Raw genomic sequence first — 22,227 nt, forward strand, 5'->3', positions numbered from 1 at the left:
TTGGATCAGGCGACCGGACCGACCGGCCGCCATCATGGTTCAATTCGATCGCGGACCGCTCAACGCGCGGCCCGGCAGATCGCCAGGAAATCTTCCGCCTTCAGCGACGCGCCGCCGATCAGGCCGCCGTCGATGTCCGGCTGCGAGAACAGCTCTTCCGCGTTGTCCGGCTTCACGCTGCCGCCGTATAGCACGGACACGTGCTCCGCCCCCTTCGCCGCGAGACGCGCACGCAGGAATGCGTGCACGTCCTGCGCCTGCGCCGACGTCGCGCTCTTGCCCGTGCCGATCGCCCACACCGGCTCGTAGGCAACGACGATGCGAGCCGCTTCTTCGGCGCTCAGCACCGCGAGCACCGCGTCGAGCTGCGCGCCGACCACCTGCTCGGTCGTGCCGGCTTCGCGCTCGGCGAGCGTTTCGCCAACGCACACGACGGGCGTGAGGCCTGCCGCAAGCGCGCGCTGCGCCTTCGCGGCGACCGTTTCGTTGCGCTCGCCGTGATACGCGCGACGCTCCGAGTGACCGACGATCGCATACTGCGCGCCGAACTCCGCAACCATCGCGGCTGCGACCTCGCCGGTGAATGCGCCCTGCTCGTGCGCGGACACGTCCTGCGCACCGAACGCGACGCGGCCGCCGCCGAGCTGCGCCTGAACCTGCGCGAGATACGGGAACGGCACGCACACGCCGATCGACGTTTCCGCCGCCACCGCACCTGCGCCCTGCACCACTTCGTTCAGCAGCGCCTGGTTGCCGGCCAGCCGGCCGTGCATCTTCCAGTTGCCGATCACTCGCTTTGTTCGTTGTTTCGACATCGTGTCTGTCTCGTCACTATCTTGTCATTAACGCGCCGGAGCCCGGCCGTCAGGTTGGATCTGGCGAAGCAAACCCGCGATTTTACTGCGCGCGCGTTGAACCGGTCAAACCGCGCATGTCAAGCCCGCCGCGCGCCGTCACGCGTTCTTACCCCAATCGAGCACGATCTTGCCGATGTGCTCGCCGCTTTCCATCAACGCATGCGCCTGCGCGGCCTCGCCGGCCGGTAGTACTCGGTAGATCACCGGCTTGATGCGCCCGTCCTCGAGCAGCGGCCACACGCGCGCCTTCAGCTGCGCGGCGATCCGCGCCTTGAATTCGACCGGCCGCGGGCGCAGCGTCGAGCCGGTGACGGTCAACCGGCGGCGCAGGATCTCGTTCAGGTTGACCTCGGCCTTCGCGCCGCCGAGCAGCGCGATCAGCACGAGACGGCCGCCATCCGCCAGTGCGGACAGCTCGCGCGGTACGTACGAGCCCGCGACCATGTCGAGAATCACGTCGACACCGCGATCGTGCGTCAACGACTTGACGACCTCGACGAAGTCTTCGGTTTTATAGTTGATCGCACGCTCGGCGCCGAGCGCCTCGCATGCGCGGCACTTGTCTTCGTTCCCGGCCGTCGCGAACACGCGAAAGCCGAGCGCATGCGCGATCTGGATTGCCGTCACGCCGATCCCGCTCGAGCCGCCCTGCACGAGGAGCGTTTCGTGCTCGCCGCCTTCGCCCGCGCCGAGCAGCGCACGGTCGAACACGTTGCTCCACACGGTGAAGAACGTCTCGGGCAGCGATGCGGCTTCGATGTCGGTGAGGCTGCCGGGCACCGGCAGGCATTGCGGCAGCGGCGCGACCGCATACTCGGCGTAGCCGCCGCCCGCGAGCAGCGCACAGACGCGATCGCCGAGCTTCAGCCCGAACGGGTTCAACGCGGCATCCGACAGGTCGCCGCCGACGATCTCGCCCGCGACCTCCAGGCCCGGCAGATCCGACGCACCCGGCGGCGGCGCATACGCGCCCTTGCGCTGGAATACGTCCGGCCGGTTGACGCCGGAAGCCGCCACCTTGATCAACACTTCTCCGCGCTTCGGTTCCGGGCGCGGACGCTCGGCGAGCTTCAACACGTCGGGGGCGCCGAATTCGGTGATTTCGATGGCTTTCATGGGAATTCGCTCCAGAATCGGAATCGGGAGACGCACCGTGCGTCGCACGGTCGCGCCGCCGACGCTGCTGCGTCGCACAACGATGCTACAGAAAAAACGGCCGGCACGCTTTCGCACTGCCGGCCGTTCTCACGCCTGCCCGCTTACTGCTGCGGCGTATCCGACTGCGAAGCCGCCGCTGCTTCGTTCAGCAGCGCCTTCGCCGACAGACGGACGCGACCCTTCTCGTCCGTCTGGATCACCTTGACCTTCACCTGCTGACCTTCCTTCAGGTAGTCGTTGATGTCCTTCACGCGTTCGTTGACGATTTCCGAGATGTGCAGCAAGCCGTCCTTGCCCGGCAGCAGGTTCACGATCGCGCCGAAATCGAGCAGCTTGAGCACCGTGCCTTCGTATACCTGGCCAACTTCGATCTCGGCCGTGATCTGCTCGATGCGCTTCTTCGCTTCGGCCATGCCTTCGCTGCTCGTGCTCGCGATCGTGACGACGCCGTCGTCCGAGATGTCGATGGTCGTGCCGGTTTCTTCCGTCAGCGCACGGATCACCGAACCGCCCTTGCCGATCACGTCGCGGATCTTTTCCGGGTTGATCTTGATCGTGATCATCCGCGGTGCGAATTCCGACAGCTGCGTGTTCGCGCCCGAGACCGCCGAAGTCATCTTGCCGAGGATGTGCATGCGGCCTTCCTTCGCCTGCGCGAGCGCGACCTGCATGATTTCCTTCGTGATGCCCTGGATCTTGATGTCCATCTGCAGCGCCGTCACGCCGTGCTCCGTGCCGGCCACCTTGAAGTCCATGTCGCCGAGGTGATCTTCGTCGCCAAGGATGTCGGTCAGCACCGCAAACTTGTTGCCTTCGAGAATCAGGCCCATTGCGATACCGGCGACGTGCGCCTTCATCGGCACGCCGGCGTCCATCAGCGCGAGGCAGCCGCCGCACACCGATGCCATCGACGACGAACCGTTCGACTCGGTGATTTCCGACACGACGCGGATCGAGTAGCCGAATTCGTCGGCGCTCGGCAGGCACTTGACCAGCGCGCGCTTGGCCAGCCGGCCATGGCCGATTTCGCGGCGCTTCGGCGAGCCCACGCGACCCGTTTCGCCGGTTGCGAACGGAGGCATGTTGTAGTGAAGCATGAAGCGCTCGCGGTATTCGCCTTCGAGCGCGTCGATGATCTGTTCGTCACCCTTCGTGCCGAGCGTCGCGACGACGAGCGCCTGCGTTTCGCCGCGCGTGAACAGCGCGGAACCGTGCGTGCGCGGCAGCACGCCGGTGCGGATCTCGATCGGACGCACGGTGCGCGTGTCGCGACCGTCGATGCGCGGCTCGCCGTTCAGGATCTGCGAACGCACGATCTTCGCTTCGATGTCGAACAGGATGTTGCCGACGGTGGCCTTGTCGGCCGCAACCGTGCCGGCCGCCAGCGCTTCTTCCTCGAGCTTCGCCGAAGTCGCCGCGTAGACTTCCTTCAGCTTGGTCGAGCGCGCCTGCTTGTCGCGCAGCTGGTAAGCCGCGAGCAGGTCGGCGTGCGCCAGTTCCGTCACGCGTGCGATCAGCGCCTCGTTCTTCGGCGCCGGTTGCCAGTCCCACTCCGGCTTGCCGCCTTCGCGCACGAGTTCGTGGATCGCGTCGATCGCGATCTGCATCTGCTCGTGGCCGAACACGACCGCGCCCAGCATCACGTCTTCCGGCAGTTGGTCGGCTTCCGATTCGACCATCAGCACGGCACGTTCCGTGCCTGCGACGACGAGGTCGAGGCGCGACGCCTTGAGCTGGTCACGCGTCGGGTTCAGCACGTACGCGTTGTCGATGTATGCGACGCGCGCGGCACCGACCGGGCCGTTGAACGGCAGGCCCGACACGGCGAGCGCGGCCGATGCACCGATTAGCGCGGGGATGTCCGCCGGGATTTCCGGGTTCACGGACAGCACGTGGATCACAACCTGGACTTCGTTGTAGAAGCCTTCCGGGAACAGCGGGCGCAGCGGACGGTCGATCAGGCGCGACGTCAGCGTCTCGTGTTCCGACGGGCGGCCTTCGCGACGGAAGAAGCCGCCGGGGATCTTGCCGGCCGAGTAGGTCTTTTCGAGGTAGTCGACGGTCAGCGGGAAGAAATCCTGACCCGGCTTCGCCGACTTCGCGCCGACGACGGTTGCCAGCACGACGGTGTCTTCCACGTCGACGATCACGGCACCGCTCGCCTGACGGGCGACTTCACCGGTTTCGAGGCGCACCTTGTGCTGGCCCCACTGGAATTCCTTCACGACCTTGTTGAACATGGACATGGTTGCTCCTTTGAATTCATTCATTTCATTCGCCGCCCGGGCCATCCCGCGCGGCGGCGTCCCGACCGAATCACCCGGAGCAAGGTGTGTTTTTTATGCCATTCCAGCGCGGCGCTCGACGAGCGGCAGCGCGCTGGAATGACACAAATCCCGACCCCGGTATCAGCCGTTCCGGCAGCCCGGCACCCACGTGCCGGACGACCTGCGGTGCGCGTGACGCTACGCACCGCGCAAAAACAAAATGCCTGCATCAGCGGACTGACACAGGCATCTTGCTGGCGGCAATCGCCTCGATTACTTACGCAGACCCAGCTTCTCGATCAGCGCGCGGTAACGGTCGGCATCCTTGCCCTTGAGGTAGTCGAGCAGCTTGCGACGGCGGCTCACCATGCGCAGCAGGCCGCGGCGGCTGTGGTGGTCCTTCGCGTGGGTCTTGAAGTGACCCGTCAGTTCGACGATACGTGCGGTCAGCAGTGCGACCTGGACTTCGGGCGAACCCGTGTCGTTGGTACCGCGGGCGAACTGAGCAACGACTTCCGACTTCTTGATATCTGCAACAGACATGTGATTTCCTTGATTTCCTACTGGCTAACTGAACACGCGGACACGGAAGAATGGCCGTGCCGTGACTTACAACCGGCGGGCATTGTAGCACAACTGCACGCCGTTCCTACCGGCCGCTGTCACGGGCGCGTCATCGAGCACGTCGACGGCATCTGCGTGCGTTGCGCGGGCACCGCCAGCACCGTGCGAAAGCCATAGCCCGAACCTTCGTTGTCGAACCGCACGCCCGGCGTGCCGGCCTTGTCCATTTCCATCACATAAAGGGGCTGGATCAACTGATGGTCCTGCGCGCGCATCGTCGACGCATGAAAGCCGTCGTCGAACGCCAGCCCTTCCAGCGCACGTGCGACCGCGACAGGGTCGGCCGACCCGGCCCGGTTCATCGCGGTGGCAAGCATTTCGATCATCAGGCTCATCCGCCGCACCGGATAGTCGTCCTGCGCAGCCGGGAAACGGGTCCGGAACGCCCGATAGAACGCGTCCGACTGTGCACCGCCCGCGTTCGGATGCCAGTCCGCGACCGCCACTACCCGCCCGACGCCGCCGTCGCCCAGGGCGGCCGGCGCGCCGAGGCTGTTGCCGTAAAACGTGTAGAACTTCGCGTTCAACCCCTGCTCGCGCGCCGCCTTCACAAGCAGCGTGAGATCGTTGCCCCAGTTGCCGGTCACGACCGCGTCCGCGCCGCTCGCCCGGATTTTCGCGACGTACGGCGAGAAATCCTTGATGCGGCCGATCGGATGGAATTCGTCGCCGGCGATCGTCACGTCGGGACGCCGCTCGGCGAGCGCCTGCCGCGCCAGCGCGCTGACGTCGTGACCGAAGCTGTAGTCCTGGTTCAGCAGATAGACCTTGCGCAACGCACGATCGCGCGCCATCACGTCCGCGAGCGCGGCCATCCGCATCCCGGCGTGCGCGTCGAAGCGGAAATGCCAGAAGCTGCAGCGCGCGCCGGTCAGCGCCGGATCGTCGGCCGAATAGTTGACGAACAGCATCCGGCTGTCCGGGTTGCGCGCGTTCAGCTTGTCGAGCGCCGCGACGAGCGCGGCAGCCACCGCCGAGCTGTTGCCCTGCGCGACGAAGCCGATGTGCCGGTCCGCCGCTGCGCGCAGCTGCACGAGCGCCTCTTCCGGGCTGCCCTTGCTGTCGAGCACGACCAGCTCGAGCGGATGCACGCCGTCGCGCAGCTTCACGCCGCCCGCCGCATTGATCTTCTCGATGCCGAAGCGCAGGTTGCGCTCGACCGCGGCGCCCGCGTTCGCGAACGGGCCCGACATCCCTTCGATCAGCGCGATCCGCACCGGCTCGCCGGCCGCGAACGCGGACGACGCCATCATCCATCCGGCACTCAATGCGAGTGCGCATCGTTTCCACAACTGCATCGGCCACCTGTCCTTCAATCTGTCCGGAAAGCGCGGATCATAGGCCGTCGTCGCCGGCGCCCGCAAGCATCGCGCTGCACGACACGCCGCGCGTGATCCGCACCGATTTTTGCGGCAGGATGCACGGCTACGCGCCGTCCGTGATACAACTGAGCGGTCAGCGAATTCTAGTTCTGGAGAATCCCATGCGCATTCGCATTTCCGTGCGCCTGCCGGTGCTGGCCGCCTGCGCGGCGGCGCTGCTTGCCGGCTGCGCACAACCGTGGCAGCAATACCAGGCCGGTCAGGACGAGTCGGCGATCGTCGCGCGCATGGGGCCGCCGCGCGAGATCTACGATCTGCCCGGAGGCGGCAAGCGCCTGATGTGGCCGACCCAGCCGATGGGCGAGATCACGATCGCGGCCGACGTCGACGCGAGCCACCGGATCGTCAACGTGCGCCAGGTGCTGCAGCCGAGCGAGTTCTATCGCGCGGAGATCGGCAAGTGGACCAAGACGGACGTGCTCGTGAACTTCGGCCGCCCGGTCGAGACGTCCTACTTCCCGTTGATGAAGCGCGAGGTGTGGACCTACCGGTACCTCGAAGACAACGTCTGGTACATGATGTACAGCTTCTACTTCGATCCGCAGGGCATCCTGCGCACTACCCAGAAAACGCCGGATCCGCTGCACGACCCCGATCGTCGCAATCTGTTCTGATCGCCGGATTGCGCATTTACGCGCAATTTTCACAATGGCCATTTACGAATTGTTGCGTGAATGGCCATTTCTTATTTCCCGTCATTTTCGATTAAGCGGCAATGCGGCGCGGTAATGCTTTCCGGCCGATGCCGCCCGCGCAACAGTCACCTCGCCCGATTCCCCGGCCCGCGCGGGCTGGCCCGAAACAGGCACTCGCCATACATGTCATGCGTTCGATTGGTGCATGCGATGCACCGCGCCCGATCGACTTGAAACAATTTGTATCAGTAACCCCGAATGCTAGGGCATACCCCTAATATCAGTCGAAATTGAACCTTTCAATTTAGAAAGCATCCTATTGCTCCCCTTCGTCCGGTTTTCATTTATTTGTTTCAACCAGAAAGGAGTCCTCATGAACCGCCCCAAGAGCATGCTGGTTGCCAATATCGCGTGGGCCCGGGAGACGCGCGAACATACGCCCGGCTTCTTCGACGCGCTCGCGCGCGGCCAGAATCCGCGCGTGCTGTGGATCGGCTGCTCGGACAGCCGCGTGCCGGCTGAAACCATCACGCACAGCGTGCCCGGCGAGTTGTTCGTCCATCGCAATATCGCGAACCTGTTCCATCCCGACGACGACAATTCCGCAAGCGTGCTCGAGTACGCCGTGCGCGTACTCGAGGTCGACCATGTGATCGTGTGCGGTCACTACGGCTGTGGGGGCGTACGCGCGTCGTTGCTGCCGCCGCCGGCCGACCTGCCGCACGTTGCGCGGCGCATCGCGCCGCTCTGCGGGCTTGCGCGCCGCCATCGCGACGCGCTCGACGGCCTCGACGACATCGCTGCCGCCGACCGGCTGGCCGAACTCAACGTGCTCGAGCAGGTGCGGCTGCTGCGCGCATCGCCGATCGTGCAGGGCCGCCAGCGGCCGCCGCTCGTCCACGGCTGGATCTTCTCGCTTGCCGACGGCCGTCTGAAGGAGCTGGACTCCGGCTACACCGCGCCGCCTGTCGAAACCGAGCCGGAACAGCTTGCCGCGGCCGCCGCGCTCGACTGATCCACACCGCCCCCAACGCCCGTGAAATCGCCCCAACCATGAAACTGAACGAGCATCTGTCCACCCTGCCGCGCGACATCGTCGCCGGCATCGTCGTTTTCCTCGTCGCGCTTCCGCTATGTCTCGGCATCGCGAATGCGTCCGGCGTCGAACCGTTTGCCGGGCTCGTGTCGGGCATCGTCGGCGGCATCGTCGTCGCGCTGCTGAGCGGCTCGTCGCTGTCGGTCAGCGGCCCGGCCGCCGGCCTCGTCGTGATCGTCGTCGAAGGAATCGCGCAACTCGGCAGCTTTTCCGCGTTCCTGCTCGCGGTGCTGCTGTCCGGCGTGCTGCAATTCGGCTTCGGCATGCTGCGCGCCGGCCGATTCGCCGCGTATGTGCCGTCGCCGGTCATCAAAGGCATGCTCGCCGCGATCGGCCTGCTGCTGATCGTGAAGCAGATTCCGTTCGCGTTCGGTATCGGCGGCCCGGCCGCGCAATCGTTTGCTTCGTGGCCGCATCTGCCGGCCGCATGGGCCGCCACGGCGATCGCGCTCGCGTCGCTCGCGCTGCTGATCGCGTGGGACACGCCGGCGCTCAAGCGCTTCGCGTGGGTGCGCTCGGTGCCGGCGCCGCTCGCGGTCGTCGTGCTCGGCATCGGCGCGACGCTCTTGCTCGGCGCGATCGCACCGGCGGCCGCACCGGGCGCCGCGCATCGCGTCACGCTTCCCGAATTCGACTCGTTCGCGGCGCTCGCGGCATCGCTCAAGCATGCGGAGCTCGGCCCGAACTTCGCGCAACTGGCCAATCCGGACGTATGGCGCGTCGCGATCACGCTTGCGGTCGTCGCGAGTCTCGAGACGCTGCTGTGCCTCGAAGCGGTCGAACAGATCGATCCGAAGCGGCGGCCGACGCAACCCGACCGCGAGCTGAAGGCACAGGGCGTCGGCAACCTCGTCGCGGGCGCCGTCGGCGGCCTGCCGATCACGTCGGTGATCGTGCGTAGTTCGGCCAACGTCAACGCCGGCGCGCAAAGCCGGATGTCGGCGATCGTGCACGGAATCCTGCTGCTTGCGAGTGTGTTTGCGCTCACCGGACTGATCAACCTGATCCCGCTCGCCAGCCTGGCCGCGATCCTGATCCACACCGGTCTGAAGCTCGCGAAACCGGCGCTGTTCCGCTCGGTGATGAAGCAAGGCCCGGCTGCGTTCGTGCCGTTCGCCGCGACGATCGCGGGTGTGCTCGCGGTCGACCTGCTGTTCGGCATTGCCGTGGGCCTTGCATGCAGCGTGCTTGCAGTCGCCGTCGCCAACCTGAAGAGCCCCGTCACGCTCGCGCAGCACGACGACCACTTCCTGCTGTCGTTCCGCAAGGACGTGTCGTTCCTCGGCAAGGTGCAGGTCAAGCATCACCTGCGCCACATTCCGGATCGCGCGGCCGTGATCATCGACGCGACGCGCGCCGACTACATCGACCACGACGTGCTCGAGCTGCTCGACGCGTTCATCGCCGATGCGCCTCGGCGCGGGATCGTGGTCGAGTTCCGCCGGCGCAACCCGGCGGCGAGCCCGGCCGCGCGCCGCTGGTCGTTCCGCACGCCGGCCGCCGAATGATCGATGCATGAAAAACGCCCCGGGCGGCGCAAGGCCGCACGGGGCGTTTCAGGTGTTGCACGCGCTCGACGCGCGGCGCTTATGCGCGCTGCGGGTTGAGCTTGTCGTCCTTCGAGTGCAGCTTGTTCAGCGCGGCGATATACGCCTTCGCGGACGCCGCGACGATGTCCGGATCGGTGCCGACGCCGTTGACGATCCGGCCGCTCTTCGACAGCCGCACCGTCACCTCGCCCTGCGCCTGCGTACCGGTCGTGATCGCGTTCACCGAATACAGCAGCAGTTCGGAACCACTCCCGACTTCGCTCTCGATCGCATTCAGCGTCGCATCGACCGGGCCGTTGCCCCGCGCCTCGCCCGTCACCTCCTTGCCATCGACCGCGAACACGACCTTCGCCTGCGGTTGCTCGCCGGTTTCGGAGCGCTGCGACAGCGACACGAACTTGAAGTGCTCCTGCTCCTGCGCGAGCGCGGATTCTTCGGAGACGATCGCGATGATGTCTTCATCGAAAATCTCGGCCTTGCGGTCGGCCAGGTCCTTGAAGCGCATGAACGCGGCGTTCAGTTCGGCTTCGCTGTCGAGCGACACGCCGAGCTCCTGCAGGCGCTGCTTGAATGCGTTGCGACCCGACAGCTTGCCGAGCACGATCTTGTTCGCGGTCCAGCCCACGTCTTCCGCGCGCATGATCTCGTAAGTGTCGCGGGCCTTCAGGACGCCGTCCTGGTGGATACCCGACGCGTGCGCGAACGCGTTCGCGCCGACCACGGCCTTGTTCGGCTGCACGACGAAACCGGTGATCTGCGACACCAGCTTCGACGTCGGCACGATCTGCGTCGTGTCGATGCCGACGTCGAGGCCGAAGTAGTCCTTGCGCGTCTTCACCGCCATCACGATCTCCTCGAGCGACGTGTTGCCCGCGCGCTCGCCGAGCCCGTTGATCGTGCACTCGACCTGCCGCGCGCCGCCGATCTTCACGCCGGCGAGCGAGTTCGCGACGGCCATCCCGAGGTCGTTGTGGCAGTGCACGGAGAAGATCGCCTTGTCCGAGTTCGGAATGCGTTCGCGCAGCGTCTTCACGAGATGGCCGTACAGCTCCGGCACGCCATAGCCGACCGTGTCGGCAATGTTGATCGTCGTCGCGCCTTCGTCGATCACGGCTTCCAGCACGCGGCACAGGAAGTCGAGGTCCGAACGGCTGCCGTCTTCCGGCGAGAATTCGACGTTGTCGGTGAACTTGCGCGCAAAGCGCACCGCGAGCCGTGCCTGCTCGAACACCTGGTCGGGCGTCATTCGCAGCTTCTTCTCCATGTGCAGCGGCGACGTCGCGATAAACGTGTGGATCCGCGAGCTATTGGCTGGCTTCAGCGCGTCGGCCGCACGCTGGATGTCCTTGTCGTTCGCGCGCGCCAGCGAGCAGACCGTGCTGTCCTTCACGAGACCGGCGATCGTGTGGATCGCGTCGAAGTCGCCGTTCGAGCTGGCCGCGAAGCCGGCCTCGATTACGTCGACCTTCATCCGCTCGAGATGCTTCGCGATGCGGATTTTCTCTTCCTTCGTCATCGACGCGCCGGGCGATTGTTCACCGTCACGCAACGTCGTATCGAAAATGATCAGCTTGTCTGTCATGGGGGGCTCCAGGGCTCTTTATACGGGAATCAAACGTAACGAGATCGCGCCACCGCTGGCGACGCTCAACAACAGACGAGGCTTGACGGAGGGCGAGAACGATCAGCGCGGCAGGCGCGCCACAGCTAGCGCGCGTAGCGGCGCACCGGCTAGAAGGAGGGAGAGGCGGGGAAATGCAGTCATGCCAAAGACTATAGCGACATTCCGCCGGGGGCGCAATCGGACGACGCCTGGGGGGACGGGCCGCGGATGCGAAAAGGGGGCAAATGAAAACGGCGGCCCGAAGCCGCCGTTTCCGCGCAGGTTGCGCGTCAATGATCGCGCTGCGACGAGCGCGCGGGATTCGCCCGCCCCCGCATGGCCTGGTAGGCCCAGAACACGTAGCCGGACAGCCCGTACAGAACGAACAGGCAGAACAGCATCAGCGGCGGATCGGACGACACGAGCACGAACGCGACGACGACCAGCAGGATTGCCGCGAACGGCACACGGTGCCGCACGTCGAGCGCCTTGCCGCTATAGAACGGCGCATTGGACACCATCGTCACGCCCGCGTAGATCGTCAGCGCAAACGCGACCCACGGCAGCCAGCCGAGCTTCATCGGCACGCGGTTGTCGGTCGCGAGCCATACGAAGCCGGCGATCAACGCGGCAGCGGCCGGACTCGGCAGCCCCTGGAAGAAGCGCTTGTCGACCACGCCAATGTTCGTGTTGAAGCGCGCGAGCCGGAGCGCGGCGCCCGAGCAGTAGACGAACGCCGCGAGCCAGCCCCAGCGGCCGAGATCCTTCAGCACCCATTCGTACATGACGAGCGCGGGCGCGACGCCGAACGACACCATGTCCGACAGGCTGTCGAACTGTTCGCCGAACGCGCTTTGCGTGTGGGTCATCCGCGCGACGCGCCCGTCCATTCCGTCGAGCACCATCGCGACGAAAATCGCGATCGCGGCGATCTCGAAGCGCACGTTCATCGCCTGCACGACCGCGAAGAAGCCGCAGAACAGCGCGGCGGTCGTGAACGCGTTCGGCAGCAGGTAGATGCCGCGCGTCTTCAGGAACCGCTGGCGCGCGGCACGGCGGCTTTCGCTCGGCACCGGATCGGCTGCCAGCACCTTGTTGCGGCGGAACGGGCGCGGCGTCTGGCTGGTGCCGTTGCGCGGCCGGCGCGGTTTGAATGCGGCCATCGTGCGTCCCCGCCGCTTACTGTTCGAGCTCGGCGAGGATCGTCGACGACGCGTAGACCTTCTCGCCGATCGACACCTTCGCGCGGCTGCCGAGCGGCAGATACACGTCGACGCGCGAACCGAAGCGGATGAAACCGTAACGCTGGCCGCGCGACAGCGGCTCGCCGGCGCGCACGTAGCAGAGGATCCGGCGTGCGATCAGGCCGGCGATCTGCACGGACGTAACGGTCTTGCCGCTTGCGGTCTGGATCACGACCGCGTTGCGCTCGTTCTCGGTCGACGCCTTGTCGATCGCCGCGTTCAGGAACGCGCCCGGGAAGTATTCGACCTTGGAGATCGCGCCGTCGACCGGCGAACGCTGCGAGTGCACGTTGAAGACGTTCATGAACACGCTGATCTTCAGCGCTTCGCGGTTCGCGTACGGATCCTGCGCGGTCTCGACCGCGACGATGCGGCCGTCCGCCGGGCACAGCACCGCGTTCGGCTGCGCCGGGATCGGGCGCTGCGGATCGCGGAAGAACTGGACGACGAAGACGAGCAGCAGCCAGAACGGCCACGCAAAGCCGAAGCCCCCGACGGCGTGGATCAACAACGCGATGACGGCTGCAATCGCGATGAACGGCCAGCCTTCGCGCGCGATGATCGGATGAGGATAGTTCATGGGTTCGTTCGGTGTTCGGTGAATTGGTAGGGTAGCCCCCTCTCCTTGCGGAGAAGGGGCCCCCTAGGAACCGTACGTGCGAGTTTCCCCGCATACGGCTCGAGCCTACATGTCGATCAAAGTCCGACCTGGGGTCGGACCGGCTTAGTTACCGCAATTTTACCGGCGTGCACCTGCCGGTGACAGTCGGGGTGAAGCAAAACCCGGTTGGAGAGAGCATCGGTGCCGCCATGCATCCGGTATTCCAGATGATGGTCATGCCATCCGGTCTCGTCCGACAGGGCACAGCCACAGTGCGCACACAACCCGCCCTGCGACATGTACAGGCTCGCCCATTGTTTTCGGTAGCGCATGGTGTCTCCCATTCGCTCCTGCCGCAATAGCTCGCCGTACTGCTCCCACTCCGGATCAAAGGGGTTGTAGCCACCCTTGATCTTCTTGTGCCGTTTGATTTCCGTACCACTGAGGTGGTACAGCTCATTCAGCCCCTGACTACCGTCTTCGCGAACCGCTCGGACAGCGAATACCCAGTGTCGAGTTCCAACCGTGTGGAAATATTTCTTTCTCACCCAGTCAGCCCTCTTCTTCGGATGCCGCCTCCTCGCCCACCGCCAGAGCCTCTGAAAGACCAAAGACTCCATGCGGCTGTACGCCTGCTTTGCCACCACGGGGCGGTGATACTGCGCCCACCCTCGTAGCATCGGACTCAGCAATCGAATCAGGTCCGACTGCTTTGCCGCCTTGTTACCGCCGATCGTTTCCGCAACCTTGCGATAGAACGTCTGCACGTTCTTCTTGCTCGGTTTGATGAGTAGCGTTCCCGAGTACTTCCGGAAATTCCACCCAAGGAAATCGAAGCCTTCGTCAATGTGCACGATGCGCGTCTTTTCCTCGGAAAGTTGCAGTCCTCGCTGCGCAAGGAATGCTTCAACCCAAGGCTTAACCTCGTTCGCCAGCATCTCTTGCGAGTCACCGGTGATCACGAAGTCGTCCGCGTACCGCACTGCATTCACTTTCAACTTCTTGGCCTTCGCGATCCCGAATCTCGCACGCAAGTGCTCGATCAGTTCACGCTCCAACCCGTTCAGCGTCACGTTGGCCAGCGTCGGGGAAATGATGCCTCCCTGTGGCGTACCGGCCTCGGTTGCCTGTAGCTGCCCCTTGTAAATCAGGCCAGCCTTCAACCACTTGCGGAGGATCTCCTTGTCCATCGGGACATGGTTCACCAGCCAGTCATGGTTGATGTAGTCGAAGCAGCCTTTGATGTCTGCCTCCAAGACCCATTGGGCCGAAGCCTTCTGAGACAGCGAGACAAACAACTGCGACATAGCGTCGGCCGTTGAGCGGTTGGCCCGAAACCCATATGAGTTCGGGTCGCTCGTCGATTCCGACACCGGCTCCAAAGCCAGCAAGTACAGGGCTTGCATCGCCCTGTCCCGCATGGTCGGTATGCCCAGAGGGCGTAACTTCCCATTGGCCTTGGGGATAAAGACTCTCCGTAATGGCAGAGGCTTGTATCCGCGCCGCTTCAACTTGCCGACAGCTTCCCATCGGCTCTCAGGCGTATCCCACAGTTCGCGATCGACTCCAGCCGTTCGCGCACCTTGGTTTTGCGTAACACGTCGTACCGCATACAACTTCGCGGACAACGTGCGGGTCAGCATCCGTTGCAGGGCTTTCACCCTGCGCCAGTCACCTTCCCGCGTTGCCTTCGCAATTCGAATCTGCATCCCTCTCACGTTCCGTTCCACGCGACGCCAATCGACGTCGTGCCAGTGGTCCAGCGCGTGGGAGAGCGCAGACCCACCCTCACGGGCAGATACTTTCATGCTGCTCTCCTGCTCAAAGAAGTGAATCCCTTCGCGGAAAGCAACACGCCCCTTGCGGGAGCGTTTTGCTCCCACAAGGGAAAAGAACAACACTGATGACTAAGAAGCCACCAGCAATCACAATTTCAGCTTGAGGGTTAGTCAGCCGTCTTGCGACGGTAGACCAGACGGAAGTCTGCCCGCTTTCGCGTGAGGTGATGTTTCAACCTCTATCCGGACCATTACAGCCCGGCGTTCGCTTTCTCCGTCCTCCCATACCCGCACTGCCAACAGCGTTCCTCACGGTTCGCCTGCCAGCGCTCACGCGTTGGCAGCAATACGGGCTTACCACGTTCCCGGCATGTCACACGACCGATTTAGGTTCTGCCTCTCCCCCGGCGGTCCAGCGACGACGTAACCCGAGCTTTGAACGGGTTATCCGACCGCACACCTTTTGGTTCATGCCTGACAGCAGCTTAGGCACTTCCACTACTTACGAGGTTTATCAGCAGTTCACTTACGTTAACCATGTCGGTCAGCCTAGCTCCTTGACCCCATCGCTGCTGGGAGTCTCCACGCACGTGTCTCGCGACTCATGCATGCCCGAAACTTCCGGAGGCTACATTGTCAGAAGAGCTTCACACCCCACCGTTACCAGTGACGCATGTCTTCCTAGGCTACTGCTGGTCGTACAGCAGGTTCCCTTCACTCACCCTTACTGCTGGTGAGGCCGAACAATGACACACCGAGCTATCGCTCGTATCGCGCAACGAATCCGTAGCCCGAGGGCGCGGGATTTGCATACCCCACTCCGCTTGGTCAGCGGAGATGAAGCCGCTGACTGGGCGGAACCTGACGGTAATCAGGTCAATGCAATGCGAAGTCCGGCGTAGTTCAGCACACCGGACATCGCCTATGGCGATACCCGGCATACCCATACCGGGTTCGTCTCGTTACCAGAAGTGCAAAGGCTGCCGGGCTTCATGAGGCCCACATTGCACTTTTCGCGGCTGGTAAGGCTCGTACTGACGCCTCCTTAACACCGCTAGTCGATGTCCCTTACGTTGGGACTGCCCGGACACGAGCGTGCGTGTCGCACCAAAGCCCGTAGGATAGCAAAAGCCGCCCGGGGCACTGCTGCCTTCGGACGGCTTTTTGATACCGACCCTCCACTCGAAGGGCCGGAACAGCACGTTTTGCTTCTGTCGGTGCTTAGTTCTTCGTCTGGTCGACGAGCTTGTTCTTCGCGATCCACGGCATCATCGCGCGCAGCTTTGCACCGACCTGCTCGATCTGGTGCTCGGCCGTCAGGCGACGGCGCGACTGCAGCGTCGGCGCGCCTGCCTTGTTCTCGAGAATGAAGCTCTTCGCGTACTCGCCCGTCTGGATGTCGGTCAGGCACTGCTTCATCGCCTTCTTCGTCTCTTCCGTGACGATGCGCGGGCCCGTCACGTACTCGCCGTACTCGGCGTTGTTCGAGATCGAGTAGTTCATGTTCGCGATGCCGCCTTCGTAGATCAGGTCGACGATCAGCTTCAGCTCGTGCAGGCACTCGAAGTACGCCATTTCCGGCGCGTAGCCTGCCTCGACCAGCGTTTCGAAGCCAGCCTTGATCAGCTCGACGGTGCCGCCGCACAGCACGGCCTGCTCGCCGAACAGGTCGGTTTCGGTCTCTTCGCGGAAGTTCGTCTCGATGATGCCGGCACGGCCGCCGCCGTTCGCTGCTGCGTACGACAGCGCGATGTCGCGTGCCGCGCCCGACTTGTTCTGCGCAACCGCGATCAGGTGCGGCACGCCGCCGCCTTGCGAGTACGTGCCGCGCACGGTGTGGCCCGGCGCCTTCGGCGCGATCATGATCACGTCGAGGTCGGCGCGCGGGATCACCGCACCGTAGTGGACGTTGAAGCCGTGTGCGAACGCGAGCGCCGCGCCCTGCTTGATGTTCGCGTGCACTTCCTTCGCGTAGACGTCGGCGATCTGCTCGTCCGGCAGCAGCATCATGACGACGTCTGCGTTCTTCACCGCTTCCGCGACTTCCTTGACCGACAGGCCTGCGTTCTCGGCCTTGCTCCACGACGCGCCGCCCTTGCGAAGGCCGACCGTCACGTTCACGCCGCTGTCCTTCAGGTTCAGTGCGTGTGCATGGCCTTGCGAGCCATAACCGATGATCGTGACTTGCTTGCCCTTGATGAGGGAGATGTCGGCGTCTTTGTCGTAGAAAACGTTCATGATGGTTCCTTCGCTAATTCAAAAATTCAACAATTCGTTCGGATGGGGTACTGCGGGCCGGGACATGACGGCGCACCCGGCGTGCCTTGTTGCAATATCGGCATCACACCTTCAGGATGCGCTCGCCGCGTCCGATGCCGGAGCTGCCGGTCCGCACGGTCTCGAGGATCGCGGTGGCGTCCAGCCCCTGGATGAATGCGTCGAGCTTGTCGCTCGCGCCCGTCAATTCGATCGTGTAGGTCTTTTCGGTCACGTCGATGATGCGGCCGCGGAAAATGTCCGACATCCGCTTCATTTCTTCGCGCTCCTTGCCCACTGCACGTACCTTGATCAGCATCAGCTCGCGTTCGATGTGTGCACCGTCGGTCAGGTCCACCACTTTCACCACCTCGATCAGGCGGTTCAGATGCTTCGTGATCTGTTCGATCACGTCGTCCGAGCCAATGGAAACGATGGTCAGCCGCGACAGCGATTGGTCTTCGGTCGGCGCCACCGTCAAGGTTTCGATGTTGTAGCCGCGTGCGGAAAACAGACCGACCACGCGCGACAGCGCGCCCGGTTCGTTCTCCAGCAGGACGGAAATGATGTGTCTCATGTTCGCTTCTTCCAGAATGTGTCCGTGTCGATTCACTCGCGCCGCGCGCCGCCCGATGCCACACCGCCCTTCGTGAAGGCGGCCGCTCGGGCCCGGGCGCGCGTCGCGCCGTTACAGATCTTCCGATCCGAGCAGCATCTCGGTGATGCCCTTGCCGGCCTGTACCATCGGCCAGACGTTTTCGGTCGGATCGGTCTGGAAGTCGAGAAACACGGTGCGGTCCTTCAGGCGCAGCGCTTCCTTCAGCGCCGGCTCCACATCCGAAGTCTTTTCGATCCGCATGCCGACATGGCCGTACGCTTCGGCGAGCTTCACGAAGTCCGGCAGCGCATCCATGTACGAATGCGAATAGCGCTTGCTGTATTCGATCTGCTGCCACTGGCGAACCATGCCGAGATAGCGGTTGTTCAGCGAAATGATCTTCACGGGCGTGTCGTACTGCAGGCAGGTCGACAGCTCCTGGATGCACATCTGGATCGAGCCTTCGCCCGTGATGCACAGCACGTCGTCGTCCGGGTGCGCCATCTTGACGCCCATCGCTGCCGGCAGGCCGAAGCCCATCGTGCCGAGGCCGCCGGAGTTGATCCAGCGACGCGGCTTGTTGAAACGGTAGAACTGCGCGGCCCACATCTGGTGCTGGCCGACGTCCGAGCACACGAACGCGTTGCCGTCCGTCAGCTCCCAGGCTTTCTCGACCACGTATTGCGGCTTGATGATCTCGCTTTCGCGGTCGAACTTCAGGCAGTCCTTCGCGCGCCAGCTTTCGATGTCCTTCCACCATTGCGCGAGCGCCTCGGTGTCGGGGCCGTGCTCGGCCGTCTGCAGCTGCTCGATCAGCTCCTTCAGCACTTCCTTCACGTCGCCGACGATCGGGATGTCGACCTTCACGCGCTTCGAAATCGACGACGGGTCGATGTCGATGTGGATGATCTTGCGCGGCCGCGACGCAAAGTGCGCCGGATCGCCGATCACGCGGTCGTCGAAGCGGGCGCCGATGGCGATCAGCACGTCGCAGTGCTGCATCGCCATGTTCGCTTCGTAGGTGCCGTGCATGCCAAGCATGCCGAGGAATTTCTTGTCCGACGCGCGATAGCCGCCGAGGCCCATCAGCGTGTTCGTGACCGGGTAGCCGAGCAGATCCGCGAACTGGTTCAGCTCGCGCGACGCGTCGGCAAGGATGATGCCGCCGCCCGTGTAGATGTACGGACGCTTCGCCGACAGCAGCAGCGACACGGCCTTGCGGATCTGGCCCGAATGGCCTTTCGTGACCGGGTTGTACGAACGCAGCGACACGCTCTTGACCGGCTCGTACTGGCACGGCGTCTTGGAGATGTCCTTCGGGATGTCGATCAGGACCGGGCCGGGACGGCCGGTGCGGGCGATGTAAAACGCCTTCTTGACGGTTTCCGCAAGGTCGCGCACGTCCTTCACGAGGAAGTTGTGCTTCACGCACGGACGCGTGATGCCGACCGTGTCGCACTCCTGGAACGCGTCCTGGCCGATCGCGGCAGTCGGCACCTGGCCGCTGATCACGACCATCGGGATCGAATCCATGTACGCCGTCGCGATGCCGGTCACCGCGTTGGTGACGCCGGGGCCGGACGTCACGAGACAGACGCCGACGTTGCCGGTGGAACGCGCATACGCGTCGGCTGCGTGCACGGCCGCCTGCTCGTGGCGCACCAGCACGTGCTGAATCTTGTCCTGCTTGTAAAGCTCGTCGTAGATGTAGAGTACCGAGCCGCCGGGGTAACCCCAGATGAATTCGACGTTCTCGTCGGCCAGTGCCTTCATGAGCACGGTGGCGCCGATGGAGTCGCTATCGGGAGGGGAAAGGGGTTCCGACGTGGAGAATTCCGCGCTGGGCATGTTCATTTTGACCTTTCGAATTTTCGGCAAAAAATTGATCGGGTGCTCTCTGCCGGGCTTGTGGCTCGGGTTCAAGCGGCGCGTCCAGTTGAAGGGCGGGCTTCTTGGGCCAGCCTCAAATGAGACTATCACTTCATGTTGCGAATCGCTGACAATAGCGGCTCGAGATTGGGCCGTCAAGCAAAATATCCCGCAGCGCATCATGGCCGGCGCGCGGCGGCCCGCGCACGCGGCTCGTGAGCAACGTGGCGCGCCGCAACCGATGCCAACTCACGCGAAAATTTGTTAGCATCCGCGGGTTTTACGAAATTTTTCGACCTTTCACACGCCGCAGTCCGCAGCGCATACCTTTACGGAATGGCATCAGACAAGGAACTCGCCGACTTTCTGGCGGGCGTCGAAAGGCGCGCGTTCAAGCAGGCCGCGTACGCCGTGCGGGACGACGATGCGTCGCTCGACATCGTGCAGGACGCGATGATCAAGCTGGCGGAGAAATACGGCGACCGGCCGGCGGCCGAGCTGCCGCTGCTGTTTCAGCGGATCCTGCAGAATGCGATCCACGACTGGTTCCGCCGGCAGAAGGTCCGCAACACCTGGGTCACCCTCTTCTCGTCGCTGAACAATACGGACGACGAAGACTTCGATCCACTGGAAACGCTCGAATCGGCGGGCGACAATGCAGGAGTCGAGAGCACCGAGCACCGCCTCGAGCGGGAACAGGTTCTGGCCCTGATCGACGAGGAAATCCAGAAACTTCCGACGCGTCAACGGGAAGCGTTCCTGATGCGTTATTGGGAAGATATGGATGTCGCCGAGACGGCCGCCGCCATGGGGTGCTCCGAAGGCAGCGTCAAAACGCACTGCTCGCGAGCCACCCACGCGCTGGCGCAAGCGCTCAAGGCCAAAGGAATCACGCTATGAGCTCCGCTCCCGTAAATCGAGAACACGAATTCGCGCTGAAGGTGCGCCGCGCGCTGGACGAACGTGCCGCGGCGCTGCCTGCCGCGACCACCGACCGCCTGGCCGCCGCGCGCCGGGCCGCGCTCGCGCGCAAGAAGCCGGAAGCCGCGAGCGCGCCGGTATTCGTACCGGCCTTCGCGGGCGGGGCCGGCACGTACGGCGCGCCGGCGCCCGCAAACCGCCCGCGGGCATCGTTCGCGCGCCGCCTGCTGCGCGCGTGGCCGCTCGCGCTGCTGCTCGCGGGGCTCGTCGGCATCGCGTACTGGGAAGACATGCAGCGCACCGCCGAGCTCGCGGACATCGACGCCGCGATGCTGAGCGACGACCTGCCGCTCAACGCGTATCTCGACCACGGGTTCAACGCGTATCTTTCGCACGCACGCTAACAGACAATAACGAGGGGATCGCACGGGTGAGTCAGAAACGCGGCCTGGCCGTATTTTTCGGATGCGTGATCGCGATCGCCGTTTCGTACGTCGCCACCTATTCCCGATTCAACCCGCCTCCCGCGGCTTCCACCGCGGCCAGCAGCGCACCCGCGCCGACCTCGGCCGCGGCCGGCCTGAGCACCGAACTTCCCCCGCTGCCCCTGCCGCTGCCGGCCGCCAACGGCCCGCTGTCATGGGCGCGCCTGACGCCCGCGCAGCGTGCGGCGCTCGCGCCGTTCGCCGACCAATGGGACGGCTTCAGCGACGCGCGCAAGCGCAAATGGCTGAAGATCGCGTCGCGTTTCGCGAAGTTGACGCCCGACGCGCAGAAACATCTGCAGGATCGGATGTCCGAATGGGTGCGGATGACGCCCGAGCAACGCCGCGTCGCGCGCGAGAACTACCAGAGCGCGAAGGAACTGTCCGCGCAGGCGCGCGAGCGCGCGTGGAAGGCCTATCAGCAATTGCCCGAAGAACAGAAGCAACGGCTGGCCGCGACCGAGCGCCGCCGCCGGCCAAGCGTCGTCAGCGCGCCACCGGCCGTCGCCGACCGCGATGTGCGCCGGCTCGTCAATGCGCACGACCATCCGGCGAGCAATGCGGCGGTCGCACCGGCGCCCGCATCGGCCGGCGCCGGTGCGCCGCCCGCTGCGTCGGCGACGTCCGGCACCGGGCCCGCGACCGCGCCGGCCACCGTCACGCCGGTGTCGCCGGCGGACGCGCCTTCGCTGTTCAAGGGTTCCTGAGCAGCCGTGACGAACGTGCCTGCGCCATCCGCCCCGCCCGCCGGCGCCACGCCGTCCGTGCGCCGGCGCCTCGCGGCAATGCTGTACGAAGCCGTGCTGCTGTTCGGCGTGGTGTTCTTCGCCGGGCTCGCATTCGGCCTCGTGACCCAGCAGCGCAACGGCCTCGTCCATCACAACCTGCTCACCGCATGGATCGCGCTCGTCGTCGGCGCGTATTTCGTGTGGTTCTGGACCCACGGCGGCCAGACGCTGCCAATGAAGACCTGGCGGCTGCGGCTCGAATCGTCGAGCGGGCGGCCGCTGAACGCGGCTCAAGCACTCGTCCGGTATGCGCTCGGCTGGCTGTGGTTCCTGCCGCCGCTCGCGCTGCATCCGCTCCTCGGGCTGCCGGTGCCCGTCACGCTCGCGATTGCCGCCGCATGGATCGCCGCGTGGGCGGGCGCCGCGTGCCTGCATGCCGACCGCCAGTTCCCGCACGACCGCCTCGCCCGCACCCGCATCGTCGCACTTCCGCGCTGACGCGCCGCGCGATCCGCGACGGCACCCGCGCCGCCCTCGGCTCCACGACGCATTGATCTGACGAAATTCGTCGCGGA

At 64.6% G+C, this 22,227-nt stretch carries 19 protein-coding genes; 7 read left to right on the plus strand and 12 right to left on the minus strand.

What is annotated here, in order from left to right; all coding sequences use genetic code 11:
• Positions 1–59 precede the first annotated feature (59 nt).
• The 5 genes from tpiA to WK25_RS11010 form a co-directional block, all read right to left on the minus strand.
• Entirely contained in the window at positions 60–815 is a 756-nt protein-coding gene (tpiA, locus tag WK25_RS10990) for a triose-phosphate isomerase (protein ID WP_059546422.1), read from the minus strand.
• 138 nt (positions 816–953) lie between these two features.
• The gene (locus WK25_RS10995; protein ID WP_069241982.1) at positions 954–1,973 is read right to left on the minus strand and encodes an NAD(P)H-quinone oxidoreductase; all 1,020 of its coding nucleotides are present in this window, start codon (positions 1,971–1,973) and stop codon (positions 954–956) included.
• Between the two features lie 143 nt (positions 1,974–2,116).
• Positions 2,117–4,261, minus strand: a complete 2,145-nt coding sequence (gene pnp, locus WK25_RS11000) for a polyribonucleotide nucleotidyltransferase (protein ID WP_069241581.1) — start codon at positions 4,259–4,261, stop codon at positions 2,117–2,119.
• A 294-nt stretch (positions 4,262–4,555) separates the two neighbouring features.
• A complete protein-coding gene (rpsO, locus tag WK25_RS11005) occupies positions 4,556–4,825 on the minus strand; it encodes a 30S ribosomal protein S15 (protein ID WP_006398792.1) in 270 nt (89 codons plus the stop codon).
• A gap of 119 nt (positions 4,826–4,944) precedes the next feature.
• On the minus strand, positions 4,945–6,204 hold the full coding sequence (locus WK25_RS11010) for a branched-chain amino acid ABC transporter substrate-binding protein (RefSeq protein WP_069241582.1): 1,260 nt from the start codon (positions 6,202–6,204) through the stop codon (positions 4,945–4,947).
• A gap of 185 nt (positions 6,205–6,389) precedes the next feature.
• Between WK25_RS11010 and WK25_RS11015 the strand changes: the two genes are divergently transcribed.
• From WK25_RS11015 to WK25_RS11025, 3 genes are all read left to right on the plus strand, one after another.
• The gene (locus tag WK25_RS11015) at positions 6,390–6,902 is read left to right on the plus strand and encodes a hypothetical protein (RefSeq protein ID WP_040144680.1); all 513 of its coding nucleotides are present in this window, start codon (positions 6,390–6,392) and stop codon (positions 6,900–6,902) included.
• 394 nt (positions 6,903–7,296) lie between these two features.
• Complete coding sequence (locus WK25_RS32410; protein ID WP_040144681.1) at positions 7,297–7,938, plus strand: carbonic anhydrase; 642 nt, start codon at positions 7,297–7,299, stop codon at positions 7,936–7,938.
• A gap of 38 nt (positions 7,939–7,976) precedes the next feature.
• On the plus strand, positions 7,977–9,527 hold the full coding sequence (locus WK25_RS11025; RefSeq protein WP_069241583.1) for a SulP family inorganic anion transporter: 1,551 nt from the start codon (positions 7,977–7,979) through the stop codon (positions 9,525–9,527).
• Positions 9,528–9,606: 79 nt separating this feature from the next.
• Here WK25_RS11025 and WK25_RS11030 read toward each other — a convergent pair whose 3' ends face one another.
• The 7 genes from WK25_RS11030 to WK25_RS11060 form a co-directional block, all read right to left on the minus strand.
• On the minus strand, positions 9,607–11,151 hold the full coding sequence (locus tag WK25_RS11030; RefSeq protein WP_040144683.1) for a 2-isopropylmalate synthase: 1,545 nt from the start codon (positions 11,149–11,151) through the stop codon (positions 9,607–9,609).
• A 311-nt stretch (positions 11,152–11,462) separates the two neighbouring features.
• The gene (gene pssA, locus WK25_RS11035) at positions 11,463–12,335 is read right to left on the minus strand and encodes a CDP-diacylglycerol--serine O-phosphatidyltransferase (RefSeq protein WP_040144684.1); all 873 of its coding nucleotides are present in this window, start codon (positions 12,333–12,335) and stop codon (positions 11,463–11,465) included.
• 16 nt (positions 12,336–12,351) lie between these two features.
• Entirely contained in the window at positions 12,352–12,996 is a 645-nt protein-coding gene (locus tag WK25_RS11040) for a phosphatidylserine decarboxylase (protein WP_006491035.1), read from the minus strand.
• Between the two features lie 116 nt (positions 12,997–13,112).
• The gene (gene ltrA, locus WK25_RS11045; RefSeq protein WP_069241983.1) at positions 13,113–14,825 is read right to left on the minus strand and encodes a group II intron reverse transcriptase/maturase; all 1,713 of its coding nucleotides are present in this window, start codon (positions 14,823–14,825) and stop codon (positions 13,113–13,115) included.
• Between the two features lie 1,191 nt (positions 14,826–16,016).
• A complete protein-coding gene (ilvC, locus tag WK25_RS11050; RefSeq protein ID WP_069241584.1) occupies positions 16,017–17,033 on the minus strand; it encodes a ketol-acid reductoisomerase in 1,017 nt (338 codons plus the stop codon).
• A gap of 103 nt (positions 17,034–17,136) precedes the next feature.
• Positions 17,137–17,628, minus strand: a complete 492-nt coding sequence (gene ilvN, locus WK25_RS11055) for an acetolactate synthase small subunit (RefSeq protein WP_034207977.1) — start codon at positions 17,626–17,628, stop codon at positions 17,137–17,139.
• Between the two features lie 111 nt (positions 17,629–17,739).
• Positions 17,740–19,503 carry an acetolactate synthase 3 catalytic subunit gene (locus tag WK25_RS11060; RefSeq protein ID WP_040144686.1) on the minus strand — a complete coding sequence of 588 codons (1,764 nt, stop codon included), beginning with the start codon at positions 19,501–19,503 and terminating at the stop codon, positions 17,740–17,742.
• 351 nt (positions 19,504–19,854) lie between these two features.
• On the opposite strand from WK25_RS11060, the gene WK25_RS11065 reads away from it, so the two are divergent.
• The 4 genes from WK25_RS11065 (at position 19,855) to WK25_RS11080 (ending at position 22,150) form a co-directional block, all read left to right on the plus strand.
• Positions 19,855–20,418, plus strand: coding sequence for an RNA polymerase sigma factor (locus tag WK25_RS11065; RefSeq protein ID WP_069241585.1), 564 nt, complete (start codon positions 19,855–19,857; stop codon positions 20,416–20,418).
• Positions 20,415–20,843 carry a DUF3619 family protein gene (locus WK25_RS11070; RefSeq protein ID WP_040144688.1) on the plus strand — a complete coding sequence of 143 codons (429 nt, stop codon included), beginning with the start codon at positions 20,415–20,417 and terminating at the stop codon, positions 20,841–20,843. Before WK25_RS11065 ends, WK25_RS11070 begins: the two co-directional genes overlap by 4 nt.
• Before the next feature lie 26 nt (positions 20,844–20,869).
• Complete coding sequence (locus WK25_RS11075; protein WP_040144689.1) at positions 20,870–21,631, plus strand: DUF3106 domain-containing protein; 762 nt, start codon at positions 20,870–20,872, stop codon at positions 21,629–21,631.
• A gap of 78 nt (positions 21,632–21,709) precedes the next feature.
• Positions 21,710–22,150: an RDD family protein gene (locus tag WK25_RS11080; RefSeq protein WP_236857821.1), complete on the plus strand. Its 441-nt coding sequence runs from the start codon at positions 21,710–21,712 to the stop codon at positions 22,148–22,150.
• Positions 22,151–22,227 lie beyond the last annotated feature (77 nt).

The sequence above is a fragment of the Burkholderia latens genome (genome assembly GCF_001718795.1).
In the GTDB taxonomy this organism is placed as follows: Bacteria; Pseudomonadota; Gammaproteobacteria; order Burkholderiales; family Burkholderiaceae; genus Burkholderia; species Burkholderia latens_A.